Origin of the sequence: Bacillus sp. AR2-1 (assembly GCF_008368755.1) — a bacterium.
In the GTDB taxonomy this organism is placed as follows: Bacteria; Bacillota; Bacilli; order Bacillales; family Bacillaceae_G; genus Bacillus_A; species Bacillus_A wiedmannii.
On the sequence record NZ_QORY01000023.1, the window covers coordinates 16,057 to 33,578 of the forward strand.

The 17,522-nt window shown below is 34.0% G+C and carries 22 protein-coding genes and 1 pseudogene; 20 read left to right on the forward strand and 3 right to left on the reverse strand.

Going from position 1 to position 17,522, the window contains the following annotated elements:
* The first annotated feature begins 82 nt into the window (after nucleotides 1-82).
* The 13 genes and pseudogenes from DT250_RS24600 (at nucleotide 83) to DT250_RS24655 (ending at nucleotide 6,777) form a co-directional block, all read left to right on the forward strand.
* Nucleotides 83-811, forward strand: a complete 729-nt coding sequence (locus DT250_RS24600; RefSeq protein ID WP_098116432.1) for an ATP-binding protein — start codon at nucleotides 83-85, stop codon at nucleotides 809-811.
* Nucleotides 812-816: 5 nt separating this feature from the next.
* Nucleotides 817-1,005: a hypothetical protein gene (locus tag DT250_RS24605; RefSeq protein WP_149213836.1), complete on the forward strand. Its 189-nt coding sequence runs from the start codon at nucleotides 817-819 to the stop codon at nucleotides 1,003-1,005.
* Nucleotides 986-1,468, forward strand: a complete 483-nt coding sequence (locus DT250_RS24610) for a YpiB family protein (RefSeq protein ID WP_149213837.1) — start codon at nucleotides 986-988, stop codon at nucleotides 1,466-1,468. Before DT250_RS24605 ends, DT250_RS24610 begins: the two co-directional genes overlap by 20 nt.
* Before the next feature lie 15 nt (nucleotides 1,469-1,483).
* Complete coding sequence (locus DT250_RS24615; protein ID WP_149213838.1) at nucleotides 1,484-1,771, forward strand: AbrB/MazE/SpoVT family DNA-binding domain-containing protein; 288 nt, start codon at nucleotides 1,484-1,486, stop codon at nucleotides 1,769-1,771.
* Nucleotides 1,768-2,217: an MFS transporter gene (locus DT250_RS24620; RefSeq protein WP_255450412.1), complete on the forward strand. Its 450-nt coding sequence runs from the start codon at nucleotides 1,768-1,770 to the stop codon at nucleotides 2,215-2,217. The genes DT250_RS24615 and DT250_RS24620 overlap by 4 nt, the downstream gene beginning before the upstream one ends.
* Nucleotides 2,218-2,779: 562 nt before the next feature.
* Nucleotides 2,780-3,295, forward strand: coding sequence for a dUTP diphosphatase (locus DT250_RS24625; protein WP_149213839.1), 516 nt, complete (start codon nucleotides 2,780-2,782; stop codon nucleotides 3,293-3,295).
* Entirely contained in the window at nucleotides 3,292-3,708 is a 417-nt protein-coding gene (locus tag DT250_RS24630) for a DUF1064 domain-containing protein (RefSeq protein ID WP_149213840.1), read from the forward strand. Before DT250_RS24625 ends, DT250_RS24630 begins: the two co-directional genes overlap by 4 nt.
* A gap of 14 nt (nucleotides 3,709-3,722) precedes the next feature.
* Nucleotides 3,723-4,454, forward strand: a complete 732-nt coding sequence (locus DT250_RS24635) for a 2-methylcitrate dehydratase (RefSeq protein WP_149213841.1) — start codon at nucleotides 3,723-3,725, stop codon at nucleotides 4,452-4,454.
* Between the two features lie 18 nt (nucleotides 4,455-4,472).
* Nucleotides 4,473-4,688: pseudogene (locus tag DT250_RS32390) on the forward strand (hypothetical protein); the annotation flags it as partial.
* A gap of 33 nt (nucleotides 4,689-4,721) precedes the next feature.
* Complete coding sequence (locus tag DT250_RS24640; protein ID WP_255450436.1) at nucleotides 4,722-5,420, forward strand: hypothetical protein; 699 nt, start codon at nucleotides 4,722-4,724, stop codon at nucleotides 5,418-5,420.
* A gap of 9 nt (nucleotides 5,421-5,429) precedes the next feature.
* Nucleotides 5,430-5,831, forward strand: a complete 402-nt coding sequence (locus tag DT250_RS24645; RefSeq protein WP_149213843.1) for a hypothetical protein — start codon at nucleotides 5,430-5,432, stop codon at nucleotides 5,829-5,831.
* Nucleotides 5,824-6,552, forward strand: a complete 729-nt coding sequence (locus DT250_RS24650; protein ID WP_179952861.1) for a sigma-70 family RNA polymerase sigma factor — start codon at nucleotides 5,824-5,826, stop codon at nucleotides 6,550-6,552. The genes DT250_RS24645 and DT250_RS24650 overlap by 8 nt, the downstream gene beginning before the upstream one ends.
* Before the next feature lie 39 nt (nucleotides 6,553-6,591).
* Nucleotides 6,592-6,777: a hypothetical protein gene (locus DT250_RS24655; protein WP_149213844.1), complete on the forward strand. Its 186-nt coding sequence runs from the start codon at nucleotides 6,592-6,594 to the stop codon at nucleotides 6,775-6,777.
* A gap of 183 nt (nucleotides 6,778-6,960) precedes the next feature.
* On the opposite strand, the gene DT250_RS24660 is transcribed toward DT250_RS24655, so the two are convergent.
* A complete protein-coding gene (locus DT250_RS24660; RefSeq protein ID WP_149213845.1) occupies nucleotides 6,961-7,425 on the reverse strand; it encodes a hypothetical protein in 465 nt (154 codons plus the stop codon).
* 1,460 nt (nucleotides 7,426-8,885) lie between these two features.
* Between DT250_RS24660 and DT250_RS24665 the strand changes: the two genes are divergently transcribed.
* Nucleotides 8,886-9,254, forward strand: coding sequence for a DUF3888 domain-containing protein (locus DT250_RS24665; protein WP_149213846.1), 369 nt, complete (start codon nucleotides 8,886-8,888; stop codon nucleotides 9,252-9,254).
* Nucleotides 9,255-9,909: 655 nt separating this feature from the next.
* On the opposite strand, the gene DT250_RS24670 is transcribed toward DT250_RS24665, so the two are convergent.
* On the reverse strand, nucleotides 9,910-10,125 hold the full coding sequence (locus tag DT250_RS24670; protein WP_130777566.1) for a spore germination protein: 216 nt from the start codon (nucleotides 10,123-10,125) through the stop codon (nucleotides 9,910-9,912).
* 145 nt (nucleotides 10,126-10,270) lie between these two features.
* Between DT250_RS24670 and DT250_RS31825 the strand changes: the two genes are divergently transcribed.
* Nucleotides 10,271-10,447, forward strand: coding sequence for a hypothetical protein (locus DT250_RS31825; protein WP_179952862.1), 177 nt, complete (start codon nucleotides 10,271-10,273; stop codon nucleotides 10,445-10,447).
* A 54-nt stretch (nucleotides 10,448-10,501) separates the two neighbouring features.
* On the opposite strand, the gene DT250_RS24675 is transcribed toward DT250_RS31825, so the two are convergent.
* The gene (locus tag DT250_RS24675; RefSeq protein ID WP_149213847.1) at nucleotides 10,502-11,488 is read right to left on the reverse strand and encodes an S-layer homology domain-containing protein; all 987 of its coding nucleotides are present in this window, start codon (nucleotides 11,486-11,488) and stop codon (nucleotides 10,502-10,504) included.
* Between the two features lie 437 nt (nucleotides 11,489-11,925).
* Here DT250_RS24675 and DT250_RS24680 point away from each other — a divergent pair, with 437 nt between their 5' ends.
* The 5 genes from DT250_RS24680 to DT250_RS24705 all read left to right on the forward strand — a co-directional run bounded on the left by DT250_RS24680 (nucleotide 11,926) and on the right by DT250_RS24705 (nucleotide 17,398).
* On the forward strand, nucleotides 11,926-12,636 hold the full coding sequence (locus DT250_RS24680) for a hypothetical protein (RefSeq protein ID WP_149213848.1): 711 nt from the start codon (nucleotides 11,926-11,928) through the stop codon (nucleotides 12,634-12,636).
* 36 nt (nucleotides 12,637-12,672) lie between these two features.
* Nucleotides 12,673-13,041, forward strand: coding sequence for an ArpU family phage packaging/lysis transcriptional regulator (locus DT250_RS24685; protein ID WP_149213849.1), 369 nt, complete (start codon nucleotides 12,673-12,675; stop codon nucleotides 13,039-13,041).
* 417 nt (nucleotides 13,042-13,458) lie between these two features.
* Nucleotides 13,459-14,601: an SEC-C domain-containing protein gene (locus DT250_RS24690; protein WP_255450414.1), complete on the forward strand. Its 1,143-nt coding sequence runs from the start codon at nucleotides 13,459-13,461 to the stop codon at nucleotides 14,599-14,601.
* A gap of 184 nt (nucleotides 14,602-14,785) precedes the next feature.
* Nucleotides 14,786-15,547: a hypothetical protein gene (locus tag DT250_RS24695; protein ID WP_149213850.1), complete on the forward strand. Its 762-nt coding sequence runs from the start codon at nucleotides 14,786-14,788 to the stop codon at nucleotides 15,545-15,547.
* A gap of 1,647 nt (nucleotides 15,548-17,194) precedes the next feature.
* Nucleotides 17,195-17,398, forward strand: a complete 204-nt coding sequence (locus DT250_RS24705; protein ID WP_098289260.1) for a hypothetical protein — start codon at nucleotides 17,195-17,197, stop codon at nucleotides 17,396-17,398.
* Nucleotides 17,399-17,522 lie beyond the last annotated feature (124 nt).

Sequence of the window (17,522 nt, forward strand, 5' to 3'; positions counted from 1 at the left end):
AATGTTTCAATTGTCACCGAATCGATGCCAGAACATTTTCGTTGTTGGTAAAAAGAACATAAAAGATTTGTGCAACAAGCGCATGCTTATCGATAAAGAAACAGGAAAAGAATTTTGTCCGCAATGTAAAACAGTTGAGAAGGAAGACCAGCAGCTAGCAACAGAAGCACAAGAAACGCATGTGAAAGAGAAAGTCCTCAAGTTATTTAGAGGGTTTGAAGATGGCAGCTTAATCAATCAAAAATTAAAAAAGGCAACATTTCAAAATTACGTGCCACCAAGTCAGCAACTTCATAACGCGAAAGAAGTATGTGAGCAGTATGTATTAACGTTTAATAAGAAAATCGGAAAAAATATCATGCTTGTCGGTGATTACGGAACAGGTAAAAGTCATTTAGCAGTATCGATGACAAAAGAGCTAATGAAGCGTGGTATAAGTGCATGTTTCATTACAGAAGAAAAGCTCTTTACCAAGCTAAAGTCCACGTATAACCGTAAAAGTGACATGACAGAAGACGAATTGCTTACCATGCTTTCTAGAATAGAGTGCTTGGTAATCGATGATCTTGGGGCTGAAAAGGAACCAGATGATGAGGAAGAGTTAAAAAAGCATAAATGGGCAAAGAAGAAAATGTTTGAAATTATCGATAGCCGAATTGGTAGGCACACGATTTATACAACAAATCATTCCGTACAAGCATTGTTTGGGATATATGATGAACGAATTTTCAGCCGCATCTTTGATGATGAAACGGACGTTATTGAAATGAACGGTAACAATTATCGATTAAGAAGATTCGAAAAGGAGTGAAGAAAATGTGCATGACATGCAGTAACACTGGCGTAGTTCATACAGAAATTTATCCTGGAGTGGTAACAATTGAGGGTTGTACTTGTGAGGTAGCAAAGCAGCAAGAAGCAACGCAAAAAGAAAATTGGGATGCTTGGATACAAAAATTTGAAGGATGGAAAAGGGGGTTACTGCATGAGCAACGTGTCGGTTGAGAAAAAGCGCGAGTTTATAGATTTTCTTCTAAATTGCATTTTGAAAAGAGGAGAAGAAGGATTTGCACTTCTCTACACATTTAAAAAGTATTTAAGGTTTTCAAGCAGAATTCACTTTGTTGAAAACGCAAAGAAATATCCGTATGGTCTTGAGATTTCAGCAGTGTTTTCAGATAGTAACATGTTTGCGTTCTATAAACCAAATTTGATTGGTACGGAAGGGATTGCTGCCTACAACCATTTTAATACGAACGATGTACCAATTTATATTCAAATCAATTTCAAGGGTAAATATAAAGAGCCGTTATATCTGGAAGTGCTTGAAGATGATGAGTGCTCCATTGAAACGCATATTGATGGGGAAGATCATGATGAGATTAACGAGTTGATAAAATACCAACTCATCGACCACGCACTAGACACAAGAAACGAAGAACTGTTCCGCAAGTTGATTGCAAATTAAGGGGGAGAAAAAGCCATGAAAAACACTGGTATCGTAAGAAAAATAGATGAACTTGGTCGTGTAGTGATTCCAAAAGAATTACGTAGAACATTAGGGCTGCATGAAGGAACAGAATTAGAAATTCATGTAGACGGTAAAAACGTTGTCCTTGCAAAGCATGAAAAGGTTTGTGTAGTAACTGGTGAAGCATCCGATGCAAATATTGAGCTGTTCGATGGACAAGTCGTTGTCAGTCAGAAGGGAGTTAAGGTACTGATTGATTCCATCTTTCGTGAAGGTGAGAAACGGGGGTGGTTAGGTTGAGCTATCTCCTTTACAAATATAAACTCTCAACCATTTTCGAACATTGGCCGAACGAAAAAATTATTGTCGCAGAAACAGAAAGTAAAGCAAGTTATCTGTATTGGCAGCAGTTCAGAACAAAGTTTCTAACGATGTCGATGGCAGAATTCATGAAGTTTGTAAAGTGCGAGAACGAAGGCGTTTTTGACATCAAGCGCATGTACAGCGCAGAAAAAGCTTTCAAGAAAATGCAGAATTACCGCAACCTACATTTCGCTTACATGGGGATGCGTGTAAACGTAGCTGGCATGTGGGGTACGATCGTTGGGAACTGGAAAACTCATTTGTTCGTTTTGTTCGATAGAGAAATTGAAAAGCACAACTGCCATCCTTATTGGGAAATTGCTTACTACGATGATGAGGGCAATGTGGTTCGAAATTATCAGAAGGGAGAGTATGCGGTATAAGTAAAAAAGGACGAGCAGTCGTACCTGCCGTCCTTTATAGGAGAAAAATTATTCTGGATTAGAACTACGAATAACCAGAAAACGCGCTTTAAAACAGTGTTGTCAAAGATGTAATAATCTATGCAACAAAAACGCTTAGTCGGAATTCAAAACACCAAATGGCTTGCATTGGTAACAGGCTCAAAACTAGTATATGTAAAATGAAAAATTCCATACAAAAAGCAGACAACATTTTCGGTTGTCTGCCAGTTAGTCGAATGAGTTAGCTCATTGTGATAAATTGCATTCCCATTGCGAGAAGAGTGAAGCTGCTAGTTCAAACAGCTTGTTGGTATTATTTTCGATATTTTTAAAAATATACAGTAAGAATTAGAAAAGTGATGAACCAATCTGCCTCTTACTGTAAAAAAGAAGGAAGTACCAGCCGTGGATTAAGCGGCTTGAAAATAGTATGTATTGATTTTTGAAAAATATTCAAGGGGTGAAGAAACATGGAATGTGCACAAAATGCTGTATATGAAATCACTCGGTTAATTAGTGAAGCGAAAGGGGAAAAACGATAATGAACATCGCAAAATTACGGGGATTACAAAAGATACTTGATAATCGGATTATTAAACAACATGGTTTGGAAGGTCAAAACTTAGTTAGTAATTTAATCTTAGCGCTACAGGTTGAAATTGCTGAATTAGCAAACGAAACACGTTGTTTTAAACATTGGAGTAATAAGGGCCCAAGTGAAAGAAAAGCCATTCTGACAGAGTTTGCGGATGGACTACATTTTATTTTAAGTATCAGCAATCAGTTAGATGTGAAAATAGAGTTTCGTTGCGAGGATAAAACAGAAAAAACAATCGTTGGATCATTTAACAAGCTATTTTATTACGCAGGAGAAATGTGGGATACAGCACATAATTATCCAGACAGTAAATTGCAATTAGCGGATGACATTGAAATAATTTTTAACTTGTTTATGGAATTAGGAACAAAACATCTTGGATTTACTTATGAAGAAATAGAAGAAGCATACCTGGAAAAGAACAAAGTAAATCATCAACGTCAGGATGATGGATATTGAGTAAGTACAATAACAAGAAAGTTAAACTGGATAATCATATTTTCGATAGCAAAGCAGAAGCCGATTATTATTCCGGATTAAAAATACGTCAAGCTGCAGGTGAAATTACAAGCTTTGAATTACAGCCAAGGTTCACATTACAACCGGCATTTACAAAGAACGGTAAAAAAATTGTGGCAATTACATATATCGCAGACTTCATGGTTTATTTACCGAATGGTGATGTAGAAGTCGTGGACATAAAGGGTATGGTTACACAAACATTCGCGGTAAAGAAAAAGATGTTTGAATACAAGTACCCACATTTACAACTCATCTTGCTAAAACATGTGAGGAAATACGGTGGCTTTATCACACTAGATGAGTACAACAAATTAAAACGTGAAGAGAAAAAACTAAAACAAGCAAAATAAAGGGAGCGGATCATATGTCATATATTGAATTCAAGCCAACGTTAAAGAAAGTAAATCTTAAGCCGGATGGGAAGAAAGAAATTGTGTTGGAAGTAACGGATTCATCATTACGCGGTAAGTTGGATGTACTTTCAGAAATGATTGATACGAAGGTATTTATCTCACTGGAATCCATGCAGGTTAATTTCAATGTTACTGTAAACGCGAAAACGAACGAACCACTAACACAGTATGAAGTTGATGATAAAGGTGTTGTGAAAGAAGTAAAGGCATCGTTTGAACAATTAGAAGCTGATTTCGATATTCCAGAAGAGAAGATTCCAACTCGTGAAGAGAAAGAGCAAGCAGATCGTGAAATTGTAGATGCGTTTATCATTAGTGGCCTTGCTCCGGGTTTAGATGATTTACCACATGATTTTGCTTACATCGTAAAACGAAAACTCGAGGGAGAGTCTTATCTGAAGTTAGCGAATGAGCTGAAAATTTCTAATGTGAAAATGATTGAAATGATTGATGATTACCGCGCTCGTATTGCACCGATGGCGATTAAATGGCACGAATGGAAAGAGAACCAACCTGATGTAGCAGAGCAGCCAAAGGCAGAAGAGAAACCGAAGGAAGAAACAGAGACAGAAGAAACGGTTGTAACGGAAGAAGAACAAGTGCAAGAGGAAGAATCGCAATCTTCTGAAGAAATTGAAGTCACTGATGAGGATAAGCCTTTCGATGAAAAATTAGAAGACTAATAAATACAGGTTGGTAGTATGGCAATTTTGTTGTACTACCTGCCTTTCAATCTCATATGGGGTGATGGATTGAGCAAAGCCGAGAAACGTCAAATCCGACTCAGGATTTTAAATATACAAGATGATAAATGCAAAGGTTGTACGAAGGTTCCGAAATATAGTGACATCTGTAAAAAACAGAAAACTTCTTGGTGCGCTGAGAATTGTGAGATTGGTGAAAAACTAAAAAGTTTAGGTGAAAGCCTACTCGAGGGGAGAACGGAACATATGGCTGAACAAAAAAACTGGGATCAATTATGTGCAACGGCAAATAGATTACGTGAATCAGATTCAGTAAAGTGGACTTGGGTAAAAATCGCTAGTTATCTTGGGGTAAGCGAAAAGAACCTTTATTATCACATTTCCAAAAGACGTGAAGCAAACGGAACGTCTAATAAGCGTGTAGGCGCATCGAAGAATCCTCAGAAAACAAAACCATCACCACAACCTCAAAACGTTGAGAAAACGGAATCTGAACCACCAGAATTAAAATCTATCGCGGCTGAGCATATCGAGAAAGCAGAAACGTTAGATGCTTTTTGGAAAGGTCGATTAAATGGCATTCTTGATGAAAAAGATGCACTTCAAAAAGAGTTAAGTGAAGTATCGAAGTTATATGAGGGGTTGAAAGAGCTAAAAGAAAAACTAGCAAATGATTTCATCGCAGAAACGCAAGCTCGACTGGAAGCGGAAGATGCACTAAAGCTATCACAAGAGCAGCTACAATCTCGTGACGAGGATTACAACACATTACTTAACGAATTCAATGCGATTACGGAGAAGAATCACGAATTAGAGCATGACCTGCGAAAAATGCATATCCAAGTTGGCGCTGCAAATGAAACAGCAGAAATGGAAAGAAAGCATCGTATTGAGCTACAAGGGAAAACACAAGCGCTTGGTATGGCGCTCAAAGTAGTTTTGTAGGTACATGATATGAAACTGACAAAAGAAGAACGAAAAGAAATCACATACCAAATTGGTGACATTATCGAACAGAAATGCAGACGTTGTTATTATAATTGCTCATCCAACGAAAGTTTTAGTGTTAATGAATGTAAAGCATGCCCGACTGGTGATGAATTACGTCGGTTGGGCAGATATTTGGATACACAGCCTAAAAAGAATGGTGGACCTAGAAGGGAAACACCGAGTGGTTTAACACCTGAGGTTGTCAGGAATTTAAACATGCAAGGTATACCGGATAAAGATATTGGTATTATGTATGATCTTAGCCCTTCGTATGTCGGGAAAAAGAAAAAACATTGGAAACAAGCGGGTATTTGGAAAGGTCCAACAGATATGAGAGAAATCAAAAGGGGTGGAGCGAATGCCTGAAATAGTTGATGTGAAAGCCATGTCGGATGATGAGTTTTTTAAAAAATATAAAAAGCTAGTTTATAAGTTTGTGTGGAGAAAGTACGGAGCGGTTTTGGAATCAATAAAAACTACAACTGGTTTAGATGTAGAGGATCTTATTCAAAGTGGCATGATTGGTTTACTTAAAGCGAGAAGAGATTTTAACCCTGCATACGGGTGCAAATTTTCAACTTTAGCTATTCCTAAAATATATGGAGAAACTACAAGGGCAATTATAGATAATCAAAAGATTAAGGTAACACGAGACGTATTTTATTTGAAAGGCAGAATCCAAAGGGAAGGATTGACAGAAGAAAAACCAGAGGATATTAGCCAGCAATTAGGCGTATCTGTCGAGGATGTAGAAGAAGCTATGCAATATCAGCAAATTCCAAGTTATTTAAGTGAAATAATGTATTCTTCAGGAGGAGAGGACGCAGAAATTACACTTGAGTCAAAACTTGTTGATGAAAGCTCAATACGTAAAACAGAAGAGATTGAAGAAAAGATGGTAATACATTCTTTTAAAAACACGTTACCAGATAGAGAGTTAATGATCTGGGATATGTATTCAAATCATATGTCACAAGAAAGTATTGGTGAACGTGTAGGGGTTACTCAGACTCAAATTAGTCGAATTCTAAAACAAATCAATCGAAGAGCTACAGCTTTCGGGAAAGCGCAGGGGGTGGCAAAGTAGTACCAATTTTGAATTTTATAAGAAAAGAGGTGTGTTGGTGTGAAGGTGTGGGAAGGAACTGAAGGTCATTACACATACAGAATTAAAGAGAAGGACGACAAGTTTGATGTAACGATAGATTTGTTAGGCGATAAAGAATACATGTGGTTTAAATCCTATTCAGGAGCTAGAGCTTATTTAAACAGAGAGTATTACTTTACTGGGCGGATGAAACGGATTTCGTAATAAGAGCGTTATTGTATTATAGAAAAATAGGTGACTCAGCAATTGTGCCAGCCGAGTCACCCAGTACTATCGATCCAGATAATATTCTTTTTCTATATGTAGTAATAGTGAGTTCTTAGAGGCTAACACCCCAAACCGCAGTTAAAGGACAAAGAAATTTATTTTAAAAAGTATTAGATTTTACTATGTTAATGCTACAACAGCAAGAGTTAAGCCCAATGTATTTAATGAATTAGAATATGGTCCTACATTAACAGTAAGAGAACTTGTTATACCTGGAGGTGTAGTGAAAATTGCGGGTGCTGATACAGAAGTGAATCCTGCAGTATATCCTAGAGAAGTACCTGAGCCAGTGATTGAATTATTATTAAGATACATAGTGATACCTGCCGCATTTCCTCCTGGTTGAATAATAACTTGCACTTCATAGATTGCCAAATAGGTTCTTCCACCTTCGAGTAAAACAGTTGTTGGTGGTGCGAATGAGATTGCTGTACCATTAGAATTTACCACGGTATCTAGTGGAATCGCAGAATTTACAGAAACTATTGCTGGGATAGTTTGAACAACATTTAAACTGTTAGCCGTGGGGGATGGACAAGAACAAGGTTTGTGAATTTTAGAATTGTTATCATTTTGGTAATTCACAAATAATCATACTCCTTTAGGTAAGATAATTTTTTATCCTATAAAACGTAACTTTTTGTGTATCTATGTTATTTTTAACAAGTTTGTGAAAATTAGCTGAAAAGTGTTGGTCAGTCAATTCTTAAAAATATTTAATACTTAGGGGTTTCAAAAGGCATCCGATAAATATATATGAATGTTTTTTCAAGAACATTACTGTAAGTTAGGAAGTGCAATAAAATAGTTATTTAATAAAAAAATCGCGTACAAAAAATGTACACGATTATCTGAAAAAATGTCTTGCATGCTCGTTGCATTCTATGTCTATTGTATGTAAAACGTGATACATTGCAATACATTAAAAGAGCACTTTTGACAGTGCTCTCTGACCAAAACTAATATGGAAAAAGGATACCCAAGATATTATATGTATGTTTTTTAGATAGGTGCAGTTTTAAAAAAAAATCTTTCTTTTGCACAACAAAGCAGCTAGTTAATAAAACTAACTGCTTGTTGTACAAAAGAAACGCTGCGCTTACAGAAATAGTTTGTAACTTTAAGTTACAAAAATAGTATGAACAGGGTTGAAAATGTTATTCGGAAATGAAAGAAAATAAAAAAGAGCACCATGCATAAGTGCTCTTTAAGATAGGAGGTAACACTTTGAGCTGGATGTTTAGGTTAAAAGTATATGATGTAGAAAAGAAATAAGACCTAAATTTTATTATCAACTCAATACAAAAGAGCAGCTAGCAAAAGCTAACTGCTCAGCCCTCAGAGAAAGGGAAAAGAACATTACAGAGGTCACTGTGAATTCAAGCTGTATCAGCCTAATTATAGTATCGGACATAATTTAGAATTTTATTCGGACAAACTCAAAAAAGGCAGCTAGCAAAAGCTAACTGCAATGAGAAATTACACCCATGAATTTAGGAGTACAAAATTACATGGTTGATTATATTAAGGACAAAAATATCAAATTTATGTAACAAAAATTAAAATCGAGCAGTTAATGCAAATAACTGCTCGATTCGATACAACCTGGGTCAGAAGCAGATTGTATTGTGAATATTATTAGCAGAATATTTAATTTTATTCAGTTCTTTAACAAAATCCTTATTTAAGTATAAATAGAGCGCCTTTAGGGAAAGGCGCTCTATGACCAAGAATTGTATCGAGAAGGATCCTAAATGATTAATAATGAAATGATCATGATTATTGTATGTATGTGTTGAATGAATGTGAATTTTTTGTTTCATAACAATTGAAAAAGAGCACACATGTAAGTATGCCCTTGGACAAGAAAGGTAGATTCCTATGAGTGGATGCCTCCATACAATAACATATGCTTGTCCAGTTAAAAGGTGAAAAGGTTTTATAAAATCGTTATTTGAATAAAAAGAAGTTAGATAAGGATGAAGAATAGTCATCTCTTATGCTGGGGAGGTTAACGGATATCTTAATTAATTAAGGATGAGTATATGTTGAAAAGTAAAGTGATTAGTTTGTTTTTTGGAATTATAATGGCAGTTTCATTTTTAAATCCGTTAGATACCGAAGCGGTTAATATCGATGATCAAGAGTTTTATGATTCTTATAATACTTTATTAGCACCATATGCAAGTCAAGTTATCAGAAGGAAGCTTGGGCCAGATCATCAGTATAGTTTAACAGACACAAAAATTATAAAAATTGAACGTTTCCCAGAAGAAAACTTTAATTTTATTGTTACAGTTCAATATGAAACTTATATAGGAGCTCATAACCCTCCGAATGGCATAGAAACTATTACTTTTAATATAGATCCAAGCGGAGTAAAGGTTATAAATTTTGTTCATAAAGATGCTTAAAGAAGGAGTGATATTCTTCATACATTGATGAGAAGGATATTTAAATTAATAAATATTTTGTAGGGAATGGAAAAGAGCACCGTGAAAAGTGCTCTTAGAGAGGTAGGGTCAATCTTCTATTGGCCATTGTTCACAGTTAATATATGAACGTTTGCCTAAAAAGTGACAACTAATAAAGGAACAGTTAGAAAAAATCTAACCGTTCCATTGCAACTTGTAAAAAGAATGTGGGAGTTTCAAAAAAGAAACTACCGATAGTTTATACAAGTAAAACAGAATTATACAGCATGAAAAGGAGCACTACATAAATGAGTGCTCATCGATAAGGAGGTGAATTTTTCTAGATAAACACCCTTCGATAAAAAGGTATGTTGAAGGAAGGGGAAATAAAACAAAAAGTTTATTGAAGTGAAAATAAACTAATAAGAGTGCCCAGCTCCTAAGTATGTTATGAATAACAATCTATAGGGATGTTGTTTAAAGTGGCTATATTATTTAAATAATATAGCAGCTAGCAAAAGCTAACTGCTCAGCCCTCGGAGAAAGGGAAAAGGAACATTACAGAGATCACTGTGAATTCAAGCTGTATCAGCCCATTTATAGTATTGGCATAATATTGAGTTTTATTCAGGGAGGTAGAGGGAAATGAATAATTTTAGTTTGCTACTACTTGATCTTGGTCTGCAACATCTGCATCGAATGTGTTTGTTGCACTAACACCGCTAAAGTTATTGGTAATAAAAGCATTATTTGATGAACCTGAACCATTATAAGATTTGGTATTTTCCTTTGGAGAAACGTTATAAAAATCACCTAAGTTGAAAGAACCGTTACTGTTTTGTACGACAAGGTTTCCAAGAATAGATGGCATAGTTTTCACCTGCTTTCTCAGGAGGTATTTAAATTAGTATATGGTGTATGTGTCTAGGGGGTCATTTGAAACGGAGAATTTTGAAATGAAGTTTGATTGAAAACTCAATAAAATAATCCTTTGAATAGAAAGTGAGGTTAGGAGAATGGAGAATAACATGAAGCTTTTAGGTGATGATGGGATGTTGGGTATGGAGTTTAAGGAAAGGACGATTCGTGTTTATAGAACAGATGGTAATTTGATGGAATTACTCTCAACAAAAGAACAGGTTCAAGAGGCTATCGATTATTTAAAAGAATGTCAGAAAGAAATGACCATTTGAAAAGAGCAGCTAGCAAAAGCTAACTGCTTATCTCTTTTTCAATTTGTAGGTAACTTATTTTTTATAACCAATTAAAACGTCAAGGTATTGAGGATACTTTTCAACTACTATAGTTCTTCCATCCATTTCAAATTCTTGTTTTCTGGGAAGCTGCTTACTATTGATAATTTTCCATAATTCATCGCTTTTAGTAGAAAGAAGGATATCTAATATTTGTTTTATAGGTTTATCGATAACAGGATTTCCACTATATACAAACATTTTCGCTTCCCATTCACGATCATTTTTACTTTGTATGTAAAAATTCATAACATCAAACATAGAATCTCCTTTTGGTCCATAAGGATTGAAAGTATATCCATATTCATTAGCTAAGAATCCGTTTTCTTCAAGAATCCGCTTTATTTTTTCTGTATCGTTTTGTTTTTCTTCAGGTTTTTGACCTTGAAGGATAGTATTATACATGAATGTAGCAAACTGTTCTCTTGTTACATTGTATTGTCCGCCGTATTGATTATGTTCAACACCGCTAGTAACACCATTTGTGTATAAAGCCTCAATCGCTTTTGTAGCCCAATGGTTATTCGGAATATCAATAAATGGAGATTTTCCTTTAACACTTAAATCGAATGCCTGTTGTAAAATAGTTGCCATTTCATAACGAGTTAGTGTGTCATCTGGTCGGAACTTATCAGTTCCATCACCAATCATCAATCCTGATTGAACAACAGCTTTAATACTGTCTTCAAACATATGACCTTTAATGTCTGTAAATTGTATAGGTTTTCCCCTATAACCTAAATGAAAATAACGAGATATAATTGATGCTACTTGTCCGCGAGTGACGTTATCGCCAAATCCATACTTTCTATTTCCGTATCCAGAAACAAATTCCTTTCCAGCTAAATAATTGACAGCTTTTTCAGACCAATGTCCATTGGGGATATCGTCAAAAAGTGCTGTTTGAGCGTTTGTTGTAGTTGCTGATCCGAATAAAGCGGCGGTGATTAAGCTGGTTGCAAGTACATTTTTAAAGTTCATTGTTATGCCTCCTAAACAAAACTGAATAACAGTATATAGATTTTTACTTAGTGATAATTTTATTTTTTTTAATATCAATATATAATAATATTACTGTTTCGGATTGTAGTCAATTCTTTTATGGGAATTTAAGGGAGGTGAAAGTTAGTAGATAAAAAGTAATTTATCTAACGAAAATTCTTGGTTGTACAATGTGTACTTATATCAAATTTTGTAGAAAAGAGGAATGGTATTGTGATTGGTGTGAAACAGGGGGCGAGAGAAACAGAAACTCTAATAAAATAGTCAATCATAAAAATAGATTTTGTTTTTTAATTAAAGAACATTGCGAAAAATTCATATTAAATACCTAAGTAAAGCCTTATTAAAACTTAAATATAAACAATTGATATGTTAAAATTTATGTATATTTACATAAAGATATAAGGAGGTTGTTTATGTATAAGTGTATAAAGTGTGGAAAACTCATTAATATTCCTTCGCACAATGCAACATGCCAGGAATGTGTACTTGCATCTTCAAATGAAAGAAAGGAAGAGATAAGATGGAAGGAAGAAAAAAGCATGAGAATAAGGAGCAGTTATAGAAGAAATGAAATTATTTTAGAGATAAAGGATAAAATCGCAAAGACTAGCGCCTGGGTAGAAGAGGAGTTTTCACCATTGTCTGAAGTGGAGTTTAGACCGAAAAATTATTCATCTACAGATTGTTATTGTAACAGTAGATATTTGGGTTCTATATACTCTGAAGATCTAGCAAGAACATGTCAACTTGCAAGCCAGATTAACGTACCGTTATTTGGATTTATATCATTGGTTTCTAAACAAGAAAAAGATAGGTACGGGAATGACAGATATTTTGTAAGAGTTGTTTATGGTACTATTTCTAAAGAAAAGGTATTTGAATTTGCACTGGAAAGTGATGCGGACGAAAGAAAACTAGAAGGGAAGAAAAGAATAGAATATGCAAATTATCTGAAATACAAAATGCAAGTTATAAGCCACCAAAAGAAAGTGGAGAAATATAGGGTTACACATTGTTGGAAGTGCAATAAATCCCTCTCTTCTCATGCAGACATTATCTGTCCAAATTGTAGGTGGATTTCATGTGATTGTGGAGGTTGTGGGTGTAATTATCCAGGATATTAAAGAGAGAGAAATTCGAACGGAGGGGAACCGTATCGTATGAATCAACTTTCTAGACATGTGAATGAAAAGGAAATACGGCCTTTCGTGATAGAGGTGTTACGTGATTACCGTGTGCTAAAAGTAAAATTCCAAAACATACAGGAGCGGACGGAATTTGGAGCGGAGTTACTATTTCCGGAATTACGGAAAAGTACAGATGATGAAATCAGGTATAGACAGTTGAAACGTGCATTTGAAGAAGCTTTGGATGAAGACGAGCAACGGGTTTTACAAGCGAAATACATGAGTGGTAAAGAAGTGAATAATGATTATTTGGCAACCATGTTAGGTATGAAAGAAGGTAAGTTTTATCGGAAAAGAAAGTCAGGTATTATCAACTTCGCAAAAGCATTAAACATGATTTGAAACCGAATATGAAAGTTTTAGGGTACCATTCAGGGCAGTGTTTTGGGCAGTGAATTGGGTACCTTTTTACATTGGAATCAGCGGTACGATATTCCTACAGTTAATTGTTCTTTGAAAAGAGCATAACGTGGGGATAACGTATCTATGCGCTCATAACCAATGATCATAGCCCCTTTATCAAAACGTTACCGGAGAACGGGCATGGGCGGTAAGAATCCGCAATAAGGACGAAAAGACCAATTACATGTATATATTCAGCCACGATGCGTGAGTGTCGTGGCTTTTGTGTTTCTTATTGAGCCTGGTAGGGTTGCTGGGTTGATTGGTGACATGAATACGAATTGAATCCCTAACATACTAATAATTTGATGTATAATAGATATATATAAATTATAAGTAGATAGGAATGTTATTGTGATGAATATAAATGATATGTATGAAATTGAAAAGATGAAATTCGAACCATATGAGTCCTGTCCTTGTGGTTCGGACCAGAAATTTAAATTTTGTTGTTATCAAAAAGCAAGAGAAGCGAAATACACCAAGCATGACAAGGTAGAGTATTCAGATAGTAGATTGAATTACATTATGAATAAAAGTTGGGAATACACGGATTTTAAAACATGTTTTGCTTTTGATAAAGAAAGATGTGAAGGATTAATAAAAGGAGCTCACTCCATTCAAAATAATAGAATATTGAATAGAGTGAGTGATGATGGACATGTATATCATATTAGAGGAGAAGTCGAAAAATCAGAATTAAAACCTGTGTTTAAAAAGTTAAGCAGAAATAAAGCTAGTACTTTTTTTGGTTTTTGTAATTTTCATGACACTGAACTTTTTAAACCTATTGAACAAAAAGAATATAATCAAGAACCTATTCAAAATTTTCTTTTTGCATTTAGAGCACTTACTCTACAGTACCATAATAAAAATAGGGAATTGAATCTTCTGCAAAATCATTTTAAGGAGTTCCCTGATTCAATGCTAAATGGACAAGATGTATATGGATATAGGCTAGCCGTACTGAGTGTTTCAGATTGCGCTAAACAATATGAGATATTTAATAATAATTATATGGAATCTAATTTTGAGAAAATAAGAACAATCTATAGAAAATTAGATTTTGAAGTTGATTTCGCAAGTAGTGCCTCATTTGCAGTTCGGGATGATTTAAAAGGGAACACAATAAATGAAGTTTATACAAATAAAAAAACAGATAAAATGCCATTGGTATTTGTAACAATATACCCAATTGAAAATGGTACCAATATTTTATTGTCTTATCACAAAGATGATGATGTGATCTATCGTAAATACTTTGAACAACTTGAAGCGCTGTCGATAAACGATTTGCTAAAATATTTAAATTTTTTACTAATTGAGTATACAGAAAATATCTTTTTTAAGCCATCTTGGATTGAAAGTATGGATGCTAAGCAAAAAAAATCAATACTTGGAAGCTTCGAGTCATCAATGGATTTCGATAGAAAATTGGACCTGATTTTAAGTGAAAATTATTATAAATTTAATTTATTCAATGGAAAAATCACTTTTTAGGTGCTTTTTCTTTTGCGCAAAACAAACTCGAACGTAAGGCGGCAGGGGAAATGTAGATGGCGAAACAGCGCAGTACGGAACAGAATATAGTGTTTGATTTAGTTACACAAAATATAAGATATGGGTAATTAATGAAAAGGGTTATAATTGAAATGTTTTTTAAGAGAATATTAGGAGGGGAATTATGCGATTATCATCTATGAAAGAATACGATAATATGTTATTCGGCTTTTTTAAGTTCAGTCAAAGGAAATTTCTTGAACCTTTGCAAAAAGGAAACTTATATATGAACAACTTTCAATACTTTATTGATCTCCAAAAAAGTACTGGTGAAAAGGGTATGGGAGACATTGATGAGGTAGCAGGTATTATTAAAGATGCTGATTTTACAATCTATAAAGAAGGAACGAATGAAGAGATTGGTAAGTTTAAAGCAGAAAGAATGAATTATAGATATAACGACTTTTTACAATATCCAGTATTTTGTTTGTTTACGATTGAATCAGATATGTTAGAAATAATAGAAATAACAGATGAATATATTGATACTGAGGTTAGGTTTACAGAAGAACAAAAAGAGCAAATGGTTAGGTATTTTGGTGAATGCGCATTAGTAATGCCACCGAGTATATTTATGCAAAGGGTTGAAGAAGTATTTGAGGAACAAGGAATAATATACACTGATAACAAGGTACAGTATTCAGATTTTGATATAAATCATGGAAAACGAATAAAGTCATATTTAGAGGGGGATATCTCATTATTCTTCCAAAAGGATCGATTCTTTGAACCACAACGTGAATATCGATTTGTGATATTGAACAAAAAGGTAGAAAAGAACTTTGAGATTAATATTGGAGATTTAAGTGACTACACTCGGATAATTGATACTTCCGATTTATTAAATGGTAAATATGGTATAAGAGTGTCCAGAATAAAAAGATGAACTGTTAATGGCAGAGTCATGACCGCTTTTGGGCTGTAAATGCGCCCTTTGTTTTGGAATCAACGTAATATATTTGCATTGTGAGAAGTGGCGTAAAATACAACTCATAAAATTCCTTTGTACAATATTCTTTCTAAACGGCTTCATTATAGCGGCACAAAAATCCGAAACAAACAGATGAAACTGATTGGATGTTACCGTTAATGAGGAGGGCTTTTGCTCTTCTTTGAGCTAACAACATCCTAGGTATATGGAATGAGGGGGAACCTGATAAGTTTGCCGATAGTGTCTGCCGTGGTTGTTAGCTGAGAGAAGGATAAAACTTCATTTACCGTATTTATAGCAATAACATAAGATTTTGACGAAAGGGCAACTGATGCACGGTTGCTCTTTTTATTAAATTTTGCTCAGATCAATATAATAACCTGAGCAAAATATTCTATGAATCTTTATTGTTTTTATTTTGAATATGAAACGTATTTATAAAACCTAAAAAATATTGAATTAGAATAGCTAAAAATGTTAAATCAAGAAATTTACATGTAATAATGTGTACTACTTGAAGAATTCTAGTCAAGGTGTGCTCATTAAGAAATTGCACGTAGTCTAGGATACTTTTAGAATTTATAGGTAATGCAAAATGTATAAGGAAACTAAAATATGAAAACTCCTCAAGACTTTTTTCAGACATTGTAGCATCATAAAAACTAAATGTGAAGATGTAGAGTGCTCCAAAAACTATGTCGGGTAGTATTAATGTGGTAAAGATGGCTATGAATAGCTGTAAACTGAATTTTAACCGATCATTGTTTTCTTTAATATTCTTTGGGTCTTTAATATGCTTATAAATATAAAATATTATCTCGAACAGAAAAAATAGGAATGTAGAAATTATATACATTATTAGGAAGTAAGATAGTTCTTCCGTGTACTTTGTTGCTAAAATAGAAAAAAAGGCAATCTTGTTGTTGAGCACTATCACCATAAATGTTGTAAAAGAAATTATTGAAAGACAAAAAGTCAATAATCGATAGACTGGGATTATCAGTTTCAAACCCAAACTATTAATTAGAGATTTCATAGTAAACCCATAATAAGAAAATAATATTGAGAGAAATAGAATAAAATATAAAAAGAAAGTTGGATATGCACTCGCAAAAATAACTGCACAAGGTAACAAAAGCCAGATAATAGCGTTTACATAATCTTTTAAAGAATATAAAGTTTTGTTCATATTATTCACCTCCTAACCAAAAGAATTATAGCAAATAAATCCAGATAACGCATATTTTTAATTGGATTTGATATTAAGCTTACAAAAACATCTGAAAGTGTTCTCTGTTCTCAAAAAACTTTCGGACGGAATAATTTTGTATAAAGAGTTATATGTAACGCTTTAGCAATTTTTAGCTTCAGATTTAATCGAGTAAAAATGGAGAAAAAGATAGATACAAGATAATTTAACTAATAGCAATTATCGTGGGCGTTACTGTTTCATAACAGTAAATAGAAAGCACTGATGAAAGGACAACTGGTGCACGGTTGCTCTGTTATTATATGTAAAATAAGTATTTTAGAAATATATTAAAAGGGAAATGTTATTTTTTGTTGAATTTATATATAGAGATAGAAAAGGAGGTGCTACATATGAGAGTGCAATTTATTCATAAAGAGAATGAGGAAGTGAGAAACCTTATTCCTAATAACTTATTAACGGTTCCAGCTACTGGGGATATCATTGAAGATCCAGCTCCAGGTGGAGAAAAATATAAAGTTGAATCGGTAATTCATCAAAATGTTTTTAATTCTCCTGGTGAACATTCAATCACTGTGAACTTAATTAAACTGTAAAGTGAAAGCATTCCTTAGGGAGTGCTTTTTATATGTAAAGAATTGTAATAGAATATTAATATTTTTATAATTTAATTTAAAGATATTTGTAACATCTCTTATTGTATGATGAAAAACAGGAGGT

Coding starts and splice junctions, on each gene's coding strand:
- DT250_RS24600 (WP_098116432.1), top strand. CDS start 83: ATGCTTATCGATAAAGAAACAGGAAAAGAATTTTGTCCGCAATGTAAA.
- DT250_RS24605 (WP_149213836.1), top strand. CDS start 817: ATGTGCATGACATGCAGTAACACTGGCGTAGTTCATACAGAAATTTAT.
- DT250_RS24610 (WP_149213837.1), top strand. CDS start 986: ATGAGCAACGTGTCGGTTGAGAAAAAGCGCGAGTTTATAGATTTTCTT.
- DT250_RS24615 (WP_149213838.1), top strand. CDS start 1,484: ATGAAAAACACTGGTATCGTAAGAAAAATAGATGAACTTGGTCGTGTA.
- DT250_RS24625 (WP_149213839.1), top strand. CDS start 2,780: ATGAACATCGCAAAATTACGGGGATTACAAAAGATACTTGATAATCGG.
- DT250_RS24635 (WP_149213841.1), top strand. CDS start 3,723: ATGTCATATATTGAATTCAAGCCAACGTTAAAGAAAGTAAATCTTAAG.
- DT250_RS24640 (WP_255450436.1), top strand. CDS start 4,722: ATGGCTGAACAAAAAAACTGGGATCAATTATGTGCAACGGCAAATAGA.
- DT250_RS24645 (WP_149213843.1), top strand. CDS start 5,430: ATGAAACTGACAAAAGAAGAACGAAAAGAAATCACATACCAAATTGGT.
- DT250_RS24650 (WP_179952861.1), top strand. CDS start 5,824: ATGCCTGAAATAGTTGATGTGAAAGCCATGTCGGATGATGAGTTTTTT.
- DT250_RS24665 (WP_149213846.1), top strand. CDS start 8,886: ATGTTGAAAAGTAAAGTGATTAGTTTGTTTTTTGGAATTATAATGGCA.
- DT250_RS24670 (WP_130777566.1), bottom strand. CDS start 10,125: ATGCCATCTATTCTTGGAAACCTTGTCGTACAAAACAGTAACGGTTCT.
- DT250_RS31825 (WP_179952862.1), top strand. CDS start 10,271: ATGGAGAATAACATGAAGCTTTTAGGTGATGATGGGATGTTGGGTATG.
- DT250_RS24675 (WP_149213847.1), bottom strand. CDS start 11,488: ATGAACTTTAAAAATGTACTTGCAACCAGCTTAATCACCGCCGCTTTA.
- DT250_RS24680 (WP_149213848.1), top strand. CDS start 11,926: ATGTATAAGTGTATAAAGTGTGGAAAACTCATTAATATTCCTTCGCAC.
- DT250_RS24685 (WP_149213849.1), top strand. CDS start 12,673: ATGAATCAACTTTCTAGACATGTGAATGAAAAGGAAATACGGCCTTTC.
- DT250_RS24690 (WP_255450414.1), top strand. CDS start 13,459: ATGAATATAAATGATATGTATGAAATTGAAAAGATGAAATTCGAACCA.
- DT250_RS24695 (WP_149213850.1), top strand. CDS start 14,786: ATGCGATTATCATCTATGAAAGAATACGATAATATGTTATTCGGCTTT.
- DT250_RS24705 (WP_098289260.1), top strand. CDS start 17,195: ATGAGAGTGCAATTTATTCATAAAGAGAATGAGGAAGTGAGAAACCTT.